Annotated in this window: 16 protein-coding genes; 7 read left to right on the top strand and 9 right to left on the bottom strand. The window is 43.5% G+C overall.

Going from position 1 to position 18026, the window contains the following annotated elements:
- The first annotated feature begins 310 nt into the window (after positions 1 to 310).
- Together AAFN85_RS24060 and AAFN85_RS24065 are read left to right on the top strand one after the other, a co-directional pair.
- Positions 311 to 1138: a hypothetical protein gene (locus tag AAFN85_RS24060; RefSeq protein WP_347530288.1), complete on the top strand. Its 828-nt coding sequence runs from the start codon at positions 311 to 313 to the stop codon at positions 1136 to 1138.
- A 54-nt stretch (positions 1139 to 1192) separates the two neighbouring features.
- Positions 1193 to 1678, top strand: a complete 486-nt coding sequence (locus AAFN85_RS24065; protein WP_347530289.1) for a hypothetical protein — start codon at positions 1193 to 1195, stop codon at positions 1676 to 1678.
- A 2-nt stretch (positions 1679 to 1680) separates the two neighbouring features.
- Here the strand turns inward: AAFN85_RS24065 and AAFN85_RS24070 are convergent, their stop codons facing one another.
- The 3 genes from AAFN85_RS24070 to AAFN85_RS24080 all read right to left on the bottom strand — a co-directional run bounded on the left by AAFN85_RS24070 (position 1681) and on the right by AAFN85_RS24080 (position 3450).
- The gene (locus tag AAFN85_RS24070) at positions 1681 to 1980 is read right to left on the bottom strand and encodes a hypothetical protein (RefSeq protein ID WP_347530290.1); all 300 of its coding nucleotides are present in this window, start codon (positions 1978 to 1980) and stop codon (positions 1681 to 1683) included.
- A gap of 5 nt (positions 1981 to 1985) precedes the next feature.
- Entirely contained in the window at positions 1986 to 2702 is a 717-nt protein-coding gene (locus AAFN85_RS24075; RefSeq protein WP_347530291.1) for a pirin family protein, read from the bottom strand.
- A 163-nt stretch (positions 2703 to 2865) separates the two neighbouring features.
- Positions 2866 to 3450 (bottom strand): Crp/Fnr family transcriptional regulator, encoded by a 585-nt coding sequence (locus AAFN85_RS24080; protein WP_347530292.1) that lies wholly within the window; start codon positions 3448 to 3450, stop codon positions 2866 to 2868.
- A 282-nt stretch (positions 3451 to 3732) separates the two neighbouring features.
- Between AAFN85_RS24080 and AAFN85_RS24085 the strand changes: the two genes are divergently transcribed.
- The 5 genes from AAFN85_RS24085 to AAFN85_RS24105 are packed head-to-tail and all read left to right on the top strand — an operon-like array spanning position 3733 to position 9103.
- Positions 3733 to 4905 carry a glycoside hydrolase family 172 protein gene (locus tag AAFN85_RS24085; RefSeq protein ID WP_347530293.1) on the top strand — a complete coding sequence of 391 codons (1173 nt, stop codon included), beginning with the start codon at positions 3733 to 3735 and terminating at the stop codon, positions 4903 to 4905.
- Positions 4905 to 5756 carry a fumarylacetoacetate hydrolase family protein gene (locus tag AAFN85_RS24090; protein WP_347530294.1) on the top strand — a complete coding sequence of 284 codons (852 nt, stop codon included), beginning with the start codon at positions 4905 to 4907 and terminating at the stop codon, positions 5754 to 5756. The genes AAFN85_RS24085 and AAFN85_RS24090 overlap by 1 nt, the downstream gene beginning before the upstream one ends.
- Before the next feature lie 7 nt (positions 5757 to 5763).
- Positions 5764 to 6981, top strand: a complete 1218-nt coding sequence (locus tag AAFN85_RS24095; RefSeq protein ID WP_347530295.1) for a DUF6786 family protein — start codon at positions 5764 to 5766, stop codon at positions 6979 to 6981.
- Positions 6982 to 7013: 32 nt separating this feature from the next.
- Positions 7014 to 8294: an L-fucose:H+ symporter permease gene (gene fucP, locus AAFN85_RS24100; protein WP_347530296.1), complete on the top strand. Its 1281-nt coding sequence runs from the start codon at positions 7014 to 7016 to the stop codon at positions 8292 to 8294.
- A 20-nt stretch (positions 8295 to 8314) separates the two neighbouring features.
- Positions 8315 to 9103 carry an SDR family oxidoreductase gene (locus tag AAFN85_RS24105; RefSeq protein ID WP_347530297.1) on the top strand — a complete coding sequence of 263 codons (789 nt, stop codon included), beginning with the start codon at positions 8315 to 8317 and terminating at the stop codon, positions 9101 to 9103.
- 110 nt (positions 9104 to 9213) lie between these two features.
- Here AAFN85_RS24105 and AAFN85_RS24110 read toward each other — a convergent pair whose 3' ends face one another.
- The 6 genes from AAFN85_RS24110 to AAFN85_RS24135 form a co-directional block, all read right to left on the bottom strand.
- Entirely contained in the window at positions 9214 to 9990 is a 777-nt protein-coding gene (locus AAFN85_RS24110) for a GLPGLI family protein (RefSeq protein ID WP_347530298.1), read from the bottom strand.
- Between the two features lie 7 nt (positions 9991 to 9997).
- Entirely contained in the window at positions 9998 to 12787 is a 2790-nt protein-coding gene (locus tag AAFN85_RS24115; RefSeq protein WP_347530299.1) for a TonB-dependent receptor, read from the bottom strand.
- A gap of 302 nt (positions 12788 to 13089) precedes the next feature.
- Complete coding sequence (locus AAFN85_RS24120; RefSeq protein WP_347530300.1) at positions 13090 to 14307, bottom strand: ABC transporter permease; 1218 nt, start codon at positions 14305 to 14307, stop codon at positions 13090 to 13092.
- A 12-nt stretch (positions 14308 to 14319) separates the two neighbouring features.
- Entirely contained in the window at positions 14320 to 15069 is a 750-nt protein-coding gene (locus tag AAFN85_RS24125; protein ID WP_347530301.1) for an ABC transporter ATP-binding protein, read from the bottom strand.
- Entirely contained in the window at positions 15069 to 16394 is a 1326-nt protein-coding gene (locus tag AAFN85_RS24130) for an efflux RND transporter periplasmic adaptor subunit (RefSeq protein WP_347530302.1), read from the bottom strand. The genes AAFN85_RS24125 and AAFN85_RS24130 overlap by 1 nt, the downstream gene beginning before the upstream one ends.
- Positions 16395 to 16406: 12 nt before the next feature.
- The gene (locus AAFN85_RS24135) at positions 16407 to 17801 is read right to left on the bottom strand and encodes a TolC family protein (protein ID WP_347530303.1); all 1395 of its coding nucleotides are present in this window, start codon (positions 17799 to 17801) and stop codon (positions 16407 to 16409) included.
- Between the last annotated feature and the right edge of the window lie 225 nt (positions 17802 to 18026).

Raw genomic sequence — 18026 nt, forward strand, 5'->3', positions numbered from 1 at the left:
GCTCGCAAGGGTGGCTAAGGCGCTAAGGCTAATCTCTCCCCGCCGTCATTGCGAGGTACGAAGCAATCGCGAACGGTACAGGGCGGATTTGTATAACCCCCTGCTTCCGTGCGATTGCTTCGTGCCTCGCAATGATGTGGAGGAGTAGTCAACCTTTAGTTATCGCCGGTAACCAACCACTCACCCAATCAACCCAATCAACCACTCACTAAGCCCACCAGAACTTTTCGCTTCGCCTTCACGAGCAAACTTTCTATCTCTTGCTTTTATCAAAACCATTTGCTTAACTTAAGGGCATATACCTAAACATATGCTTACAGCAGAACAAACCCAGCTTTGGGATAGGATCAATAGATTCGAATTAGATGATCCGAATGCCGCGTTTAAGTTTTCGGAACGCCTATCCCGGGAAAACGGTTGGAGTATTCAATATGCCCACCGTGTAATTGTCGAGTATAAAAAATTTATATTTCTTTGCTGCGTATCAGAAAAGGGGGTTACTCCTTCCGATGCCGTTGATCAAGCCTGGCATTTACACCTGACTTTTACCCGCTCGTATTGGGTTGGTCTCTGTCGTGATACAATTGGCCGGGAAATACACCATAATCCAACTAAGGGTGGTGAAAGCGAGGCCACAAAGTATGATAGCTTTTACACGGGTACCAGTAAATTATATTTTGAACATTTTAACGAACTGTCGCCAGCGGATATTTGGCCGACTAATGAAGCACGTTTCAGCGAAATCAATTTCCAACGTGTAAGCCTGGATAATTACTGGCTTATCCGGAAACCTAAGCCAACCAAGACTTTTGCGCTATTGGGAGGACTTATTTTGCTATCATTTATGTTTATACAGGCATCCGATAGTGATATTTTTATATTGATTTTCTTGGCCGTATTTGTTTTGATCATCGCATTTAGTTATCAGAAGGAAGGACGGGATAGCGATAAGCGGGACCGTGATGGCAGCGGTTCAGGTTGTAGCACGGCTGGTTGTGGCGGTGATTCTGATTCTGGCCATCACGGTCATTCGGGTCATGGGTGTCATAGCGGTGGCCACTCTGGTTGCGGCGGTCATAGTGGATGCAGTAGCGGTTGCTCGGGTTGCTCATCGTCAGGATGTAGTAGCGGGCATTAACTTGTTTGGTTAATATCTGCTTATGTACTACATTTATAAACCTAATTTGTCACAATGAATACCATTACTTTCGCAATTGATGAAACCCAGTTAAGCAGTTTACTAAAACGCTTACAATACAGCCTGTTTAATAGAATAGCTATAATAGGAGTATCCGTGTTTGTTTCGCAGTACTTTTCATATGGCTCAAAGGATCTCAAAGCGTTGGTTTTGTCTTTCTGTATCACTACACCGTTTTTACTATTGATAATAGGCTACTCTACAAGAAGAAGGTTTAAAAAGACATACGAAACTTTAAAGATTGTTTTAAACGATGATGGGGTTGAGGTTAAAGCAGAAGGAATGCCTTACAAAGCTATAGACTGGGCTAATTTAATTGTTAAGGAACAACAAAATGGAGTTATCGATTTGTTTGATAACCGGATTTTCGGTTTTTCCAGAAGATGGAGTGGGAGAGGTTGGATCCGCATCCAACCCGAAATAGCTGATAGAGATAACCTATTAAATGAATTAACTAAACGTAGCCAAACAGCCGTTTAATTTTATTTAAGCGCCTCATAAATTTCGGCACTTAACAATCCGCTGCCTCCGCCAAAGTGCTGTACTATTTTAATATCAGGGTTGATGCTAAAAAAATGCGAGTTCAGTGCCGCTTCTGATATCTCATTAACGCCTCCACCTAATAATACCACTCTAAAATCCTGTGTGCCGAAAGCCGCGATGGCTTCCTCATCGCTGAGGCAGCCAGTCGCGTTCCAGTCAGGATTATTGTTTACCAGGCGTACCACAGTAGCCAGTATTTCGGGGTGGCGGCCAACTACCAGTATCTGTATCTTTTCCATTGCTTTTAAAATTTCATTGGTACATCTATCAATAAAAATTCGGCGTCAGTACCAGCTTCGATAGTAAATTTATCGGTATCCCAAATGCCTAAGGCATCTCGACTGCCTAATGTTTCCCCATTAATAATTACTTCGCCACTTAACACAAACGCGTAAACGCCGTTGCCTTCTTTTTTAATAGTATATTCAGTTGTAACACCTTTATCAAATTTACCTAAATGAAACCAGGCATCCTGATGTATCCAGACGCCGGCATCATCCGGATTGGGTGATAGTACCTGTTGCAGTTTATTATGCCTATCCTCAAGGTTCAGCGATATCTGGTCATAACGCGGTTCAACATTGCGTTTGTTAGGGTAGATCCAGATCTGTAAAAACTTCACTTCGCTTGCACGGTCAAAGTTGTATTCGCTATGGAATATCCCGGTACCGGCACTCATAGCCTGTATGTCGCCGTTTTTAATCACGGCAACGTTGTTCATGCTATCCTTGTGCTCTAAGTCGCCTTCCAACGGGATAGAGATGATCTCCATATTATCGTGTGGGTGTTTTCCAAAGCCCATGCCCGGATCAACAGTATCATCATTCAATACCCGCAAAGCACCAAAATGCATCCTATCCGGATTGTAATAACCAGCAAAACTAAACGATTGGTAACTGTGCAACCATCCGTGGTCTGCATGTCCGCGGGTGTTGGCTTTATGTAAAACGGTCTGTGCCATGATGTTTTTTCCTTTGTTTGTTAATACAAATCTACGGCAGATTGCTTGCGGGGCACTTGATGTAGATTAAGAAATGGTGCGTAGTTGATTAGGTTGATTGGGTGTGTGGTTGTTTGCATGGCAAGTGAGTTTAACCGCTCACTTAATCAACCATTCACTAAAACTACCTCTTCCTCACCATCCCGCCACGCATCCTGCTGAAAAATTCGGGGGTAACGCCAATGTATGATGCTATTTGCTTTTGGGGGAGATGATCTATTAACGTAGGATATCGTTTGCAAAAATTATTGTAGCGTTCTTCGGCGGTAAGGCTTAGGCTATCAATTAACCGCTGCTGACTTGCTACCAGCGAGTTTTCGGTAAGGATCCTGAAAAAATGCTCAAACTTGGGTATCTCCTGATATAATTTTTCCTGGTTACTTTTTGATAGCAGCAGTACTTCGGTGTCTTCCAGGGCCTCGATATTTTGGATGCCCGGCTTTTGCGAAATGAGGCTGTACATATCGGCTATCCACCAATCGGATGGGGCAAAGCTTAGCACATGTTCAATACCGCTTTTATCAACAGTGTACCCTCTTAAACATCCCGAAGTAACAAAAGCCGAATATTTACATACCTCGCCATAGGTAAGCAAAAATTGCTTGCGTTTTAATTTTTTAGGCTGAAGATAGGCGGTGAAAATATCCTGCTCTTCGCGTGTGAGGTGGATGTGTTTTTCGAGGTTGTTGAGTATCAAATTGAGCGGCATATGCAAAAATGTGTTTTATTTAGCTTATTACCTTGCTTTGGGTAATTTATCTAACCTGTTTTTTACAGGCATGGTAATCAATTTAATAAATTTTAAATTAGCTTTAACAACCGTCAAATCTACATGCCAAAATATGCGAATGTTATGCTTATAAAGCGGTATGGATAGCGGGAAATTATCAATATGATTGTGAATGGCTTTTTAACCGGGGCCTGAAGCATTTAACAAATAAACCTGGAGCGCGTTACCAATTCGCGTTAACTGATTTTAAAGATAAGTTTTATGGTAAAAAATTATTTTTTAACTATCTGCCTGTTTGTTATTGTGGCTTCGTACGCTAAGGCGCAGCAAAAGTTTAATGGTTTGGATGTTGGGTTGGGTAACCTTTACCGGGTATCTGATGCCAAAACAAGATCGATAAGTCCTGAAAATTTCACCGGCGAAAAAGGTAAAGGCGGAATGGCCACTGAAGGCACCGGAGCAAATGCAGCCCGCGATCTGGGCCAGACCTGGAAAGTTAGCCCAAGTGTTGTTATAAAAAAACACACCACATTTACAGTTGCCGAAATAAACGGATCTGGTGCTATCCAGCATATCTGGATGACACCCACCGGTAACTGGCGCTACTCAATCATCCGCTTTTATTGGGACGATGAAACCACCCCATCGGTAGAAGTGCCGGTTGGTGATTTTTTTTGCATGGGCTGGGGTAAGTACGCGCCTGTAAATTCGTTGGCAGTTGCTGTTAATCCAGGCAGTGCATTTAATTGCTATTGGCCGATGCCTTTCCGCAAAAAATGCCGCATCACTATGGAGAACATTGATGATGCCGATATGGTGCTATATTATCAGGTTGACTATACTTTAACCGATGTACCTGCCGATGCCGGTTATTTCCACGCACAGTTTCGCCGCGTAAACCCACTGCCGTACAAAAAAGATTTTGTTTTGGTAGATAGCATTAAAGGTAAAGGCCAGTACGTAGGCACTTATATAGCTTATGGATCGAATAAAAACGGTTGGTGGGGCGAAGGCGAGATCAAATTTTTTATGGATGGCGATACTAAGTTCCCGACGATAAACGGCACCGGTACAGAAGATTATTTCTGCGGATCGTATGATTTTGATACCCGCCACAAAGATGCCAACGGAAAAGAAAAGCCCGGTACTGAATATACTGAATTTTGTAGCCCCTACAGCGGTTTACCCCAGGTGATCCGTGGTGATGGGCATTATGAAATAGCGCAACGCTTTGGCTTATACCGCTGGCATATTGTTGATCCTATCCGCTTCAAAAAAAGCCTGAAAGTTACTATACAGGCATTAGGCTGGCGGCACGATGGCCGGTATATGCCTTTGCAGGATGATATCGCCTCAACTGTATTTTGGTATCAAACCGGCGAGCATGGCCCTTTCCCTAAATTCCCAACTAAAGACGAACTGGAAGTAAACTGATGAAACTATATAAACTGGCCAAAAGCAGCTTACTACAGCATAATGGTTCATCATATATTATTGATGACGATTGGGACAAACTAATTAATCGTGATGAATTAGCCGCTTATCTCGAATTGATAACCGCCGATACTACCGCTTTAAGTGCCAATGTTGAAACTGAATATCTAAGCGGAAATATTTTACCACCAATAGGTAACCAGGAAGTTTGGGCCGCCGGGGTAACGTACTTGCGCAGCCGCGATGCCCGCATGGAAGAATCAGAAACAGGTGCAAGTTTGTATGATAAGGTTTATAATGCGCCACGCCCCGAGTTGTTCTTTAAATCCCTTGCCCATCGTGTTTCCGGCCACAATAGTGAGGTTTATATCCGTAAAGATTCGGAATGGAATGTGCCTGAGCCTGAACTTACCTTATTTGTAAACAGCAACGGCCAAATACAGGGATATACTATTGGCAATGATATGAGTTCGCGCAGTATTGAAGGTGAAAACGCCTTATATCTGCCGCAAGCAAAAGTGTATGAAAGGAGCGCTGCCCTTGGGCCATGCCTGTATATTACTTCAGCTCCTATTTCTGCCGAAACTGCAATTAGCATGAATATCAAACGCGATGGTGAATTGGTTTTTGAAGACGACACCACGGTATCGCGCATCAAGCGCTCATTTACCGAACTAACGGATTATTTATACAGCGAATGCGATTTTCCTTACGGATGCTTTTTGATGACAGGTACCTGCCTGGTGCCGCCGCCATCTTTTACTTTACAACCTGGTGATGTGGTAGAGATCAGTATTGATCATATCGGTACTATGGTGAATTCGATAGGCATAAACCCTAAACATAAATAACGGCAATATGCAGCTTTTAAAAAGGTCATCATTAGTTTTGCTGCTTGCGGGTTTGGGCTCGTGTACTATGCGGATGCCGCCTATAGAAAAAGGTAGTTTTGATTATGACCTGCGGTTTTTGAAAAAGCACGATGATAGTTTAGTGGTTTTATCAGATGGAGGTTTAGGCATGGTTGCCATATCGCCAAAATACCAGGGAAAAGTGTTCACTTCGACAGCTGAAGGATCACCCGGGAAAAGTTTTGGCTGGATCAAATATGAAACCTTTGATCAAAAACAGCCGGATTTGCACATGAACGCGTTTGGAGGGGAGGACCGCTTATGGCTTGGGCCGGAAGGCGGAAAGTTTTCGCTGTTTTTTAAACCCGGTACTAAAATGGAGTTTGCCAACTGGCATACACCCGCGGCTGTTGATAATGAACGTTGGGAGTTGAGCAAAGAAAATACATCCTCAACCAAGGTATCGATGAGTAAAACCACTCATTTGCAAAACTACGCGGGTACCTATCTTTCTATCAAATTGGAACGCGAGGTTGAGATAATACCTCGCCAAAATATAAGTTCGCTTTTAGGTATAGGTCCTGATTCCACAGTCAGATCTGTTGGTTTCAGTACCCGCAACTCTATTATTAATACAGGTAACAACGCGTGGGATCAAACAACAGGTGCGCCATGTTTGTGGAATTTGGATATGTTTGCACCTTCGCCGGGTTTGGTTATAGTTGTGCCTTATAATAATGAAGCTATTGGTAAAGTAGCAACTACCAACTATTTTGGTGAGATACCTAAAGACAGGATCACTTATAAAAAAGGTATCCTGTTATTTAAAGCCGATGGGAAAAGCAGGGGGAAGCTGGGCATTCCGCCAAACCGTGCCAAAAGTATGGCGGGCAGTTATGATGCCGTAAACCAGGTTTTAACTATAACCTTGTTTGATATTGATAATAAAGCCCAATATCTAAACCAGGAATGGAAAACCGATACGGAGCCTTACAGCGGCGATGCGGTAAATGCATACAATGATGGCCCGCTGGCTGACGGTAAACAGATGGGGCCGTTTTACGAAATTGAAAGCGTATCACCAGCTGCATTTTTAAAGCCGGGCGAAAAGCTTACGCACAAGCATAGCGTTTTTCATTTTACAGGTGACAAAGCTGCTTTAAATAAAATAGCATTAAAAACACTGGGTGTTTCGTTAGATGAAATATCTGCAACATTTAAATAAAAAGAATAAATACAATCAACCAATAAATACTAATGTCAAAAAACAACACGCTGTTCGCGGTAGCATTAATTACCTCCCTGTTTTTTATCTGGGGATTCGCGCTTAACCTTAATCCGATATTAATTCCGCACTTAAAAAAAGCTTGTCAGCTTAATGATCTGCAGTCATCATTAATTGACTCTGCATCTTATATCGCCTACTTTATATTACCTATCCCTGCCGCTCAATTCATGAAAAAATACGGCTACAAAGGTGGGATCATTTTAGGCTTGATACTTTTTTCAACCGGTGCTTTCCTGTTTTTTCCGGCAGCGGCAGTACGTAATTACTCTTTCTTTTTGGCGGCATTGTTCATTGTGTTTTCGGGAGCCGCGTTTTTAGAAACAGCGGCCAATCCTTATATCACCGTATTGGGTGATCCGGCAGGAGCTGAACGCCGTATCAATTTCTCTCAATCATTTAACGGGTTGGCAGCTACATTAGCTCCCCTTATCGGCGGTAAATACATCCTTTCAGGAAAAGTATTGACCGATGCCGAATCGAGCAAAATGTCGCCAAGCCAATTGAATGAATATCTTAATCACGAGGCATCGGCAGTACAATTACCGTTTTTAGTGATCGGTGCCGCGGTGCTTGTTGTGGCATTTTTAATTTACCGCACGCACTTCCCGCCAATTGTTGAAGAAACAAGCGAAGAAGCGGTTAACGATAACCGCTCACTTGGTGTGCGGATAGGCGAGTTATTACGTGTGAAAAGTTTAAGGGCTGGTATTTTTGCCGAGTTTTTATACGTTGGTTCGCAGGCTGGTATCAGTAGCTTCTTTATCCGCTATTCGGAAAGAGTGGCTGGTTTTGCCGAAAAACCGGCATCATACTATTTAACCATAGCCTCGGCGGGTTTTATGGCGGGCAGGTTTATTGGCACGTTGCTGATGCGTTACTTTAACCCTGTGAAGCTATTAATTACCTATGCTGTTATCAATATCATTTTAATTGGCATGGCTGTTACACTTCATGGCGAGGTTGCTGTTTATTCGCTGATGGCTACCTGGTTCTTCATGTCAATCATGTTCCCAACTATATTCTCGTTAAGTATCCGTGGTTTGGGCGCTAAAACCAAATTGGGTTCATCATTGGTTATTATGGGTATTGTTGGTGGTGCCATATTCCCGGTAATTATGGGCCGCGTTTCTGATGCTACACATAACATTCAGCTGGCTTACATTGTACCGGGATTTTGTTTCCTGGGCATTTTAATATTCGCCATCAATAATCATAAAGTTAAGAAACTCGCTATGTCGGGTTCGCATTAATATATCTATCATACCAAAAAATGAATTTACAACTTACAGATAAGGTAATTATAGTTACCGGCGGTGCCAAAGGAATAGGCGAGGGCATAGTAAAGGTATTAGCATCTGAAGGGGCTATACCGGTAATAATTGGTCGCAACGAAGCTGATAACCTGAAAACCGTGCAGGAAATTGAAGCCGTTGGCGGCGAAGCCCATCAGGTAGTTGCCGAGCTTACTGATCCTAAGGCAAGCGAGAACGCTATCAACGAAGTAGTAGCTAAATATGGCCGTATCGACGGTCTTGTGAATAATGCAGGTGTAAACGATGGCGTAGGCTTAGAAAGCGGCGACTATGAAGGTTTTATGGCATCATTGCATAAAAACGTAGTTCATTACTACCTGATGGCGCACTATGCCTTGCCCGAATTGAAAAAATCAAAAGGCGCTATCTTGAACATCACCTCTAAAACTGCCGATACGGGCCAGGGCAACACCTCTGGCTATGCAGCATCAAACGGTGGCCGTAACGCGCTTACCCGCGAGTGGGCCGTTGAGCTGTTAAAATATGGTATCCGTGTAAACGCGCTGGTAGTAGCAGAGTGCTGGACACCGCTTTACGAAAACTGGATCAAAACCCTGCCCGATCCGCAAGCTAAATTGAAAGAGATCGAATCAAAAATTCCGTTGGGCAACAGGATGACAACTGCCGAAGAGATAGCCAATACTGTAGCATTTTTGTTATCGCCAGCATCAAGCCATACTACCGGGCAATTAATTTATGTTGATGGTGGGTATGTGCATTTGGATAGGGCTTTGGCAAACGCGTAGTATTTAGGCTCGCGAAGGCGCTAAGTCGCAAATATTTTGAATAAATAAAAAACGTCATTGCCCGAACCGGGCAATGACGTTTTTGTTATCAGGTTTAGGTTAATTTCTTTCTACAGCGAAAATCCCTTCAGATATTCTTTCCCTTCTGTACCCCAATCCTTCATAGCGTTTTGTAATACGGTCATGAAGCTTTTGTTGGTTGAGGCTTTACCTTTTTTAGGGGCCGCTAATGATTTTTCGTCGAGTACTTGTTCGGTAACTTTAGTGGCAAACCAGGTTACGTTTTCATGTGGCAGAGCCACACCCAATATCATTCCCGGCAAGCCATTGAATGATTCGGGGCCCCCCGAAACCGGGATCTCCTCAGTATAAAACGCAACCACATAAACCGAATCAAGGATCAAGCCATTGGCCCGGCGGCAAGGGTAGCCGGCAATTTCGCGAGTTTCGCCGGTTAGTTTCCATTTAATGCGGCGAGTGGTATCTTTTACTAAAAAAGTTTCTTCAAATACACTTTTCTGACTGGTGCTCAATCCTGTATTAAAATCAGAAAATATAGTGCTGTTTTGCGATACCATCATCGGTTCACTCCAAAAACCGGCTGTTGGTGTTTCCGGTTCAATGGGGGTAAACAGGGTTTGGTTGTTGCCAAACTTCAGGGTGCTTTTTAACACCTTAAACTGTGGCTTGGTTTTCTTGTACTGCTCATATCTGGGTTGGTACCAGGTTTCGTTATCTTTATTGATGGCCTTTTGAAGCATTGCCCATACATTGGATGTTTTATCGTATTCAATAACACCATGAAAGGTGAAATGCTTGTTAGCCTGCGCCATTAGTAAATTGGCGCTTAATATTAATAGAGTGGTTAGGGTTAATATCTTTTTCATGATAGGTTTATTTTTTAGGTGCGCCGCCTCCAACTTTGTTAAAATCCCAGGTAAGGGAAAACATAAAGTATCTCCGGATGGTGGTGTAACGTTCCTGTGTAATGATATTGGTAGCACCGGTACGGTTGTAGCCGGTATTTTGGTTTAACAAGTCATTGCCTGAAACGGATGCTTTCAGGGCATCTTTAAAAAACGTGCGCGATATATTGGCATTCACCAAAAATCTTTTAAAGGATTGATCAAATGACTGGGTTGGGGCATTATAGGTATAATTACCATCCGAACCAACCTGGAATTTGCCAGGCAAATAAATGTTGAAACCGCCGTTTGCATTAAAACCCCTGCCATTGTTGTTTATCTCGGGGGTTAACGACGACGAGTTAACCGTATAAGTAGGGCCACCTGAGATCCATGCATCGTATTTTTTTTCTTTATATCTCGAAAACCTAAGGCTACCTGAGTAATTATATGATTTGGTTTTGTTAAGCGCGTTGTTGGTTAAGTTGTAGTAGGTATTGCCATCGCCCGAAAGTTCAAAGCCTGCATTAATGTCGGTACCCGGAATTTTGCGCTCGAAATAACTGTTAACCCAAAAGTTGTTGGTGGAGTGGTTTTTTAAGTTAGATGATTGATAAGTACTTGTACCTTTTGATGTATCGCGCACCACGTTGCTCACAATTGGATTGGATGTTGTTGAATACGAACCGCTGATCCAGATGTATTGATTGCTGATAACCTTATATGAGTTATAGCTGATATTGTAACGATTAGTGAATGATGGCTTTAAGTCTGCATTACCTAACTGTATATTAAGGGTATTGGAGTTATTGCGTACCGGTTGGATCTGATCAATAGAAGGTTGGGTAGTGTTACCGTTATAGCTTAAACGGACACTTGATTGTTTAGTGAATTTGTATTGGAAGCTGGCTTGCGGGTACCAGTTGGTAAAATTGCGGGTTAAATCGGGTGTTTGACCAAATTCATCAACCTGCTTAAATTTAACACCGGCTATTTTGGTACCAAAGTTAAATGTGTATTTAGTTTTTTGTAAGTTAAACACAGCTCCTCCCTGGTTTGATAGTTGGTTAAGCTTATAATCGCTACTGTAAATACTATCCAGAACCGTATAAGTATTAGCCGAGTTTGTTGGTTTATTAAACGTACGTCTATCAGAATTTGCGTTATTTACCAATATGGCATAGCTAAGGGCAAGCGTAAAATCTTTAGCCAGGGGCTCAGTATAAGTGATGTTGGTATTGATATTGGTGCTTTTGGTTTTGTTTGCCTTAAACTGGTCAACAGTATCAACACTAACCGGATCATAAAACCGGGTGGTTGACTTTAAGAAACCTTCCGAGTTACTTTCATTGTAGGCTGCTTTAAAATTTACCGATAATGTGCGGCTTTTCTTTTTGAATTTTTTGGTATAAAAGGCATTGGCATTAAATACCTTGCCATCAACATTAGCGCTGTTATCAAGATCATTGGTATTGATCAGGCTTCCGTTAAGGCGGCGTGTTTGTGTGCTGGATGTACTTTTGGTATCGCTGTGCCTCAAAGTCCCATCGGCAGTAACCTTCAAATTCTGCATCGAATCAATTTTTACCTGGTAATTCAGATCAAGCTTCTGGCGAAACAGGTAGTTATGATTGGTTTGATCGGTGTTTACGTTTGATGTATTATCGATGGTGTTATTTTGCTGTAGCGTGTTTTTAGTACCATCAACTGTAAGCGAGCCTATTTTGTAGTTGGCATTTAATGATTCTTTATCCCCATTCCATTTAGTATCGTAATGTACGCCGCCGGTACGGGCTAAAGGCTTACCTTCGCCATTATAACGTCCGCCAAAGCTATCCAGGTCATCACCTCCACCGAAGATATAAATACCGCCATCGTCGCCAAATTCCATATTGCCGCCACCGCCGTATTTGTTGTTATCTTCCCAGCCTAAACCTGTTTTGCCGTTATTGCCAACAGTTCCATAAACCGAAAATTTTTGTTTGCCTTTAAATCGGTTAAACAAGGCTTGGCCCTGGTAGTAGCCATCGGTGCCTATGCCGGCATCAAGCTTCCCGAAATAGCCGTTCTTTTTATCTTCTTTAAGTTTAATGTTGATGGTTTTATCTTTCACGCCATCATCAATACCGGTAAAGGCTGCCTGGTCACTTTTTTTATCGTACAGCTGAACCTTATCAACCATATCGGCACGTAGGTTTTTTGTAACCAATGTTGGGTCATCGCCAAAAAACTCTTCTCCATCAACCAATACTTTCTTTACCGTTTGGCCTTGTGCGGTGATCTTTCCGTCTTTATCCACCTCAATGCCGGGGAGCTGTTTTAACAAGTCTTCTACCTTGGAGTTGGGTTGGATATTATAGGCGGCCGGGTTAAACTCGGTGGTATCACCTTTAATTTTGATGGCAGCTGCTTTGCCTTTCACAATAACCTCTTTTAGCAGGCGCTCTTTAAGCAGCATGCTTATGGTAGCAAAGTTATGGGTTGTGTGGGCCGAATCTAAAGTAAAACGCTCTACAAAGTCGGCATAACCGGGGTAGGTGGCCACCAAAATAAATTTGCCTTTGTTAAGGTTATTGATGGTAAAAGTGCCATCATCCTTAACCCGGGTAAATTTTTGGAGAATAGAATCTTTAGCCGCGATAACGCTTACGCTGGCATTGATAAGGTTTGAGTTGGCTACGGTGTCGACTACTTTTCCCTTTACGCTGTAAGTGGTTTGAGCAAACGAGGTAGTAAAACCGAGACAAAGTAAGATTAGTCCAATAAATGTGATTTTCATAAGGTTCGTTATGAAAGCCAAAATATAACTAAATAGTTAGTTGTGCAAGGGTTTTAACATTTAGTACTGTAGATTTAACATTTCATCGCTAAAATTTAACATTTGGTCGCAGGATGGAGTGTTAAATGGTTGAAGAGAGATAGCATTCTTCTTCATGTCATTGCGAATAATAAGAGCCGAGGCCTCTGAAGGATCATATGACAAAGCATATCCAGACTTACGAAGTTTTTAAAACTTCGTAAGTCTGGATATGCTTCCGTGTGATTACTACGCCCACAATGACATAATGAGGGTAGGAATGTCTACTCATACCTCAAAGCCTCAATAGGATCCAATCTCGCCGCTTTCTGCGCCGGATAATATCCAAAAAAGATCCCCGTGATAGCACACACCACAAATGATAGCAATACGGAAGATTGAGAAACAATAGTAGGCCATGATAAGGTAAGTGTAACCAAATTGGATGATACTATCCCTAATATCACCCCAATGATTCCCCCGGTAATACTGATCAATATTGCCTCCATCAAAAACTGAAGCATAATATCTTTACCCCGTGCTCCTATAGACATGCGTAACCCAATCTCGCGGGTACGCTCCGTTACGGATACATACATGATATTCATAATACCGATGCCGCCAATCACCAGTGAGATACCCGCAATCACAGTAAGTAATACCGTAAGCAAACCACTGGTTGAGCTTAAAGTGTTGATCAGCTCGGCCTGGGTACGTACGGTGAAATCATTATCCTCAGTATCACGCAGTCGATGCGAATCGCGAAGGATCTGTGTCATCTCGGATACCGCGGCATCGGTAACCTGTTCACTGGCTGCTGATGCGTAGATGTTTTGGTAATAGATAGTTGCCAGGATTCTTTTTTGGATGGTGGTATATGGAGCTATCAAAATATCGTCCTGATCCTGCCCAAAGGCGTTTTGCCCCTTGGGGTTAAGTATGCCGATGATTTGAAACGGGATCTTATTAAAGCGGATCACTTTGCCTATCGGATTTTCGCCACCCGGAAAAAGGTTGTCGATAACCGTTTGCCCGATCAAACAAACCTTGGCCGAAGTAAGGATATCCTGTTCAGTAAACGAGATACCATCTTTCAGGCTCAATTTACGGATATCTAAATAATCCGGACTGACACCCTGTATAGACGTAGGCCAGTTCAGGGCACCGTTAATAGCTTGCCCTTTAGAGGTGATGGACGGTGACAATTCAGTAATATATTGTGCTTTTTGCAAAGCGGTAATATCTTTTTGAGTAAGCGTTTGAAAGCTCGAACCTGCAATGCGCACGCCACCATTAAGGTTACTGCTTGGCAAAACGGTGATCATGTTTGATCCCATGCTGGAAAGCTGATCGTGGATGCTTTGTTTTGATCCCTGGCCAATAGCCACCATCGCAATAACCGAGGCCACACCTATGATGATGCCGAGCATGGTAAGGAAAGCCCTCAGCTTGTTGCGTTGCAGGGCCTTGTAAGCAATCCGTATCAGGTTAAATAAATTCATGGTTACAATGCTTTAATAGTCATCGGTAATAGGCAAGCCCGCCAATACTTCTTTCGCCGACCGTTGATTGGTATTCTGCGTATCCTTTTGGATGCGCCCATCGCGCAATTGAATTGTACGACTGCTGAACGACGCGATATCCGGCTCGTGCGTTACGAATACAATAGTTTTACCCTGCTGCGAGTTCAGTTCCTGCATCAACGACATGATCTCGTACGATGTGCGGCTGTCCAGGTTACCCGTAGCCTCATCGGCCAGGATCATTACAGGTTCGTTAACCAGCGCACGGGCAATGGCCACACGTTGCTGCTGTCCGCCTGAAAGTTGGCTGGGTGTATGATCTAAACGCTCGGCAAGTTTTACCGCTTCAAGGGCGTGAATGGCCCTGTCGCGGCGTTCGGCTACGCTGATATCTTTATTATATAATAGGGGGAGTTCTACATTTTCCAGTGCCGATGTGCGGGGTAGCAAGTTATAAGCCTGGAAAACGAAGCCTATCTTCCGGTTGCGCAGTTGTGCCAGTTCATCGCGCGATAGTTTTTTTACATCTACACCATCCAAAAAATAATCGCCTATGGATGGTTTATCTAAACAACCTAAAATGTTAAGCAGGGTGGTTTTGCCGCTGCCGCTGCTGCCCATAATGGTTACAAACTCGCCTGCTTCTACATCAAAGGAGATGCCTTTAAGCGCTCGCACAGTTTCGCTGCCCATCTGAAACTCGCGTTTCAGCTCACGTATATCTAATATCTTCTTGCTCATTACCTACGGCCTCCCCCTCCGCCACGCGGTCTTTGCGGCATAAACGGACTGCTGCCCGGTTTTGCCGTTGTTGATGATGAGCTTGCCGCTCCACCGGTAACCCCGGTTATCACAGCATCGTCGGCAGTTAAGCCCGATAGTACTTCAACTTGAGTATTGTCATTCAATCCGGTCTGGATTTTTTTGCGGACAATCTTTTTACCCTGCAACACCCAAACAATGGCTGTTTGTTTATTTACGCCGCTACTATCCTTGCGGCTTTTGGCGGTATGTATCGCCGCCGAATTATCGTTGGCCCCGCCATTGCCTGCGCTTCCTGCACCAGCATTGCCACCTTGGCCGCCACCGCGTTTTTTGCCGCCTTTGTGGCCAACTTTACCTACTATCTCATAATCTTTCATCAATGCCGAATCGGGTGTAAAGCTTAACGCTTTGGCAGGGATCAGTAAAGCGTTGTTAACCTCTTTGGTGTAAATGATAATGCTTGCCGTCATCCCCGGTTTCAGTTTCATATCATCGTTTGGCGCATTGATGATGGTGGTATAGGTAACCACATTTGATGATACCGATGGATGCAGCCTGATATCCTCAACCGTGCCGCCAAACTGATCATTTATAAAGGCATCTACAGTAAATGATGCCCGCTCTCCTGCTTTTACATCGCCTATGTCGGCTTCATCCACATTGGCTTCTACCTCCATTTTGGTGATATCTTTTGCCAGTACAAATAAGGTAGGTGTGCTGAAACTTGCCGCTACTGTTTGCCCTACGCTCACGTTACGGTTAAGCACCACGCCATCAATAGGCGAGTAGATATCCGCGTAAGAAAGATTTTTCTCTGCCGAACGTACCTGTGCCTCCGCGCTTTTTACTGATGCTTTACCTGCGTTTAAGGTATTGAGGGCAACATCATAATCAGCCTTGCTAATGGCATCGGTTTTAAAGAGCAGGTTTTGCCTGGCGTAATTATTTTGCGCGTAAACCAGCTGGCTTTGGGCATTTAATAGAGTGCCTTTAGCCTGATCGACGGTTGCCTGTAACAATGATTTATCAAGCTCGGCAATCAACTGCCCTTTTTTAACTTTCGAATTAAAATCGGCATATACATATTTAATAATGCCCGATACCTGGGTTCCTACGGTAACGGTATCCACTGGTTCGATACGGCCGGTGGCGGTTACGCTTTGGGCTATATATCCTTTGGCTGGCTTTTGGGTTTGCAACACAATAGGCTCTTCTTTTTTCTTGAAGAACAGGAACCAGATGAGCACCAGTGCCACCACTATGCCTGCAATAATGAGTATCTTTTTATAACTGCTTTTCATGATAAACCGGTATTATAAGGTGATGGGTACGCCCCTGTAAAAATCATAGATCTTTAATGTGAGCAACGCGTTGTATTTAGCTTGCACAAATGATTGCTGTGCCTGCACAAAAAGGTTTTTCTGCAACAGGAAGTCAACCGTATTGGCTACGCCAACTTTAAGCTGCTCGCTGGCAATGCGGTAACTTTCCTTGCTGTATTTATATTCTTCGGCAGCGGCATCATACTGGCTGCGCGCGTTTTGTACGTTGATGAATGATCGCTCCACAGTTTGCGATAGCGTGATCCTGGTATTTTTCAAATCCAGTTGCGATTGTTTCACGTTGATCTTCGCTTCTTCAACCTGTGTTTTTACCACCCGTTTGGTGAAAATGGGGATGGATAGGTTAAGCCCAACCTGCTGGTAAAAGTTATTATTGATCTGGTTGCCGAAACTTACGCCTTGCCCGTTTGCATAGCCGGTATTAAGCGATGCACCTGCCGTTAGCGTTGGCTTATAGCCTGCTTTGGCTTTATCCACATCAAACTGCGCTATTTTTACGCCCAGCTCGCCGTTTTTAACTTCGGGCCGATTTTGCAGTGCGGTTTGTTCCGCTTCGGGGAAGGAGGCTACATTATCTATCGGTGCTATCACCGTATCTGGCTTGGCAATATCAAAGCTCACATCCGTAGGTAACACCAACAGCTGCTTTAAAGTCAGCATATCATTACGTACTGCATTTTGCGAGTTTACCAGCGTGTACTGATCGGTTGCCTGTTGGGCCTGTAGTTGAATGAGATCTTTACGGGCTACGCTGCCTACATTGTAGCGTTGCTGTTGCAGCTTAACCTGCGCCTGGGTTGTATTGAGCAAGTCAGTATTGTAGATCACGCTCTCCTTATCAAGCAGTACCGTTAAGTAGGCCTCGGTAATTTGCAGGGTAATATCATTTTCCTGCTGAAGGATACTCAGGTTGGCCGATTGTACCTGTAAGTTTTTCTGGCTGATGTTATTATTGATATAACTGCCATTATACAAAGTGATGTTTGAACTCAGCCCGTACGAACCAGATACGTTATAACCTGAATGCCTACCGTTATCGCCGTTACTAAAGTTATTACCATGGGCAAAAGTTTGCGAACCCGTTGCCGAAAGATCCGGCAGTCGACCAGCCTTGGCCAATAAATACTCCTGCTGACTGGTTTGTTGCGAAAGCCTGAGCGAATTGATTTGAATGTTGTTCTTTTTGGCGTAATCGATGCATTGCGCCAGGTCCCACTTAAGGGTTTTGCCTACCAGGGTACTGTCCTGCGCAAATGCGTGGGCGCTCCCTCCAAGCAAAATAAAGAACGTTATGATATGTTTTAATTTCAATGGCATAGTTTTAAAAATTACACCGGTGGCGGCTAATACCTGTTTGTTGTGCATGTACTAATACCGCCAAAAGGCAAAATGTTTTTGTACGACTATGCTTAGCGCCCAAAGTAATGTATCAATCTTATTACTGTAAATGCCTGATAGGTAGTATTGTAGCTGAGAAAGTGCTTTGTGGGTATCGTAGAGCGGGTTTAAGCTACTTATGTAAAATGTTTTTTACCATCGGCTCTGCGGCAATCGATGGCGGACCCGGATTACGATCAGGAAAGGGCATCG

The organism is Mucilaginibacter sp. CAU 1740, from assembly GCF_039839285.1.
Classification (GTDB): Bacteria; Bacteroidota; Bacteroidia; order Sphingobacteriales; family Sphingobacteriaceae; genus Mucilaginibacter.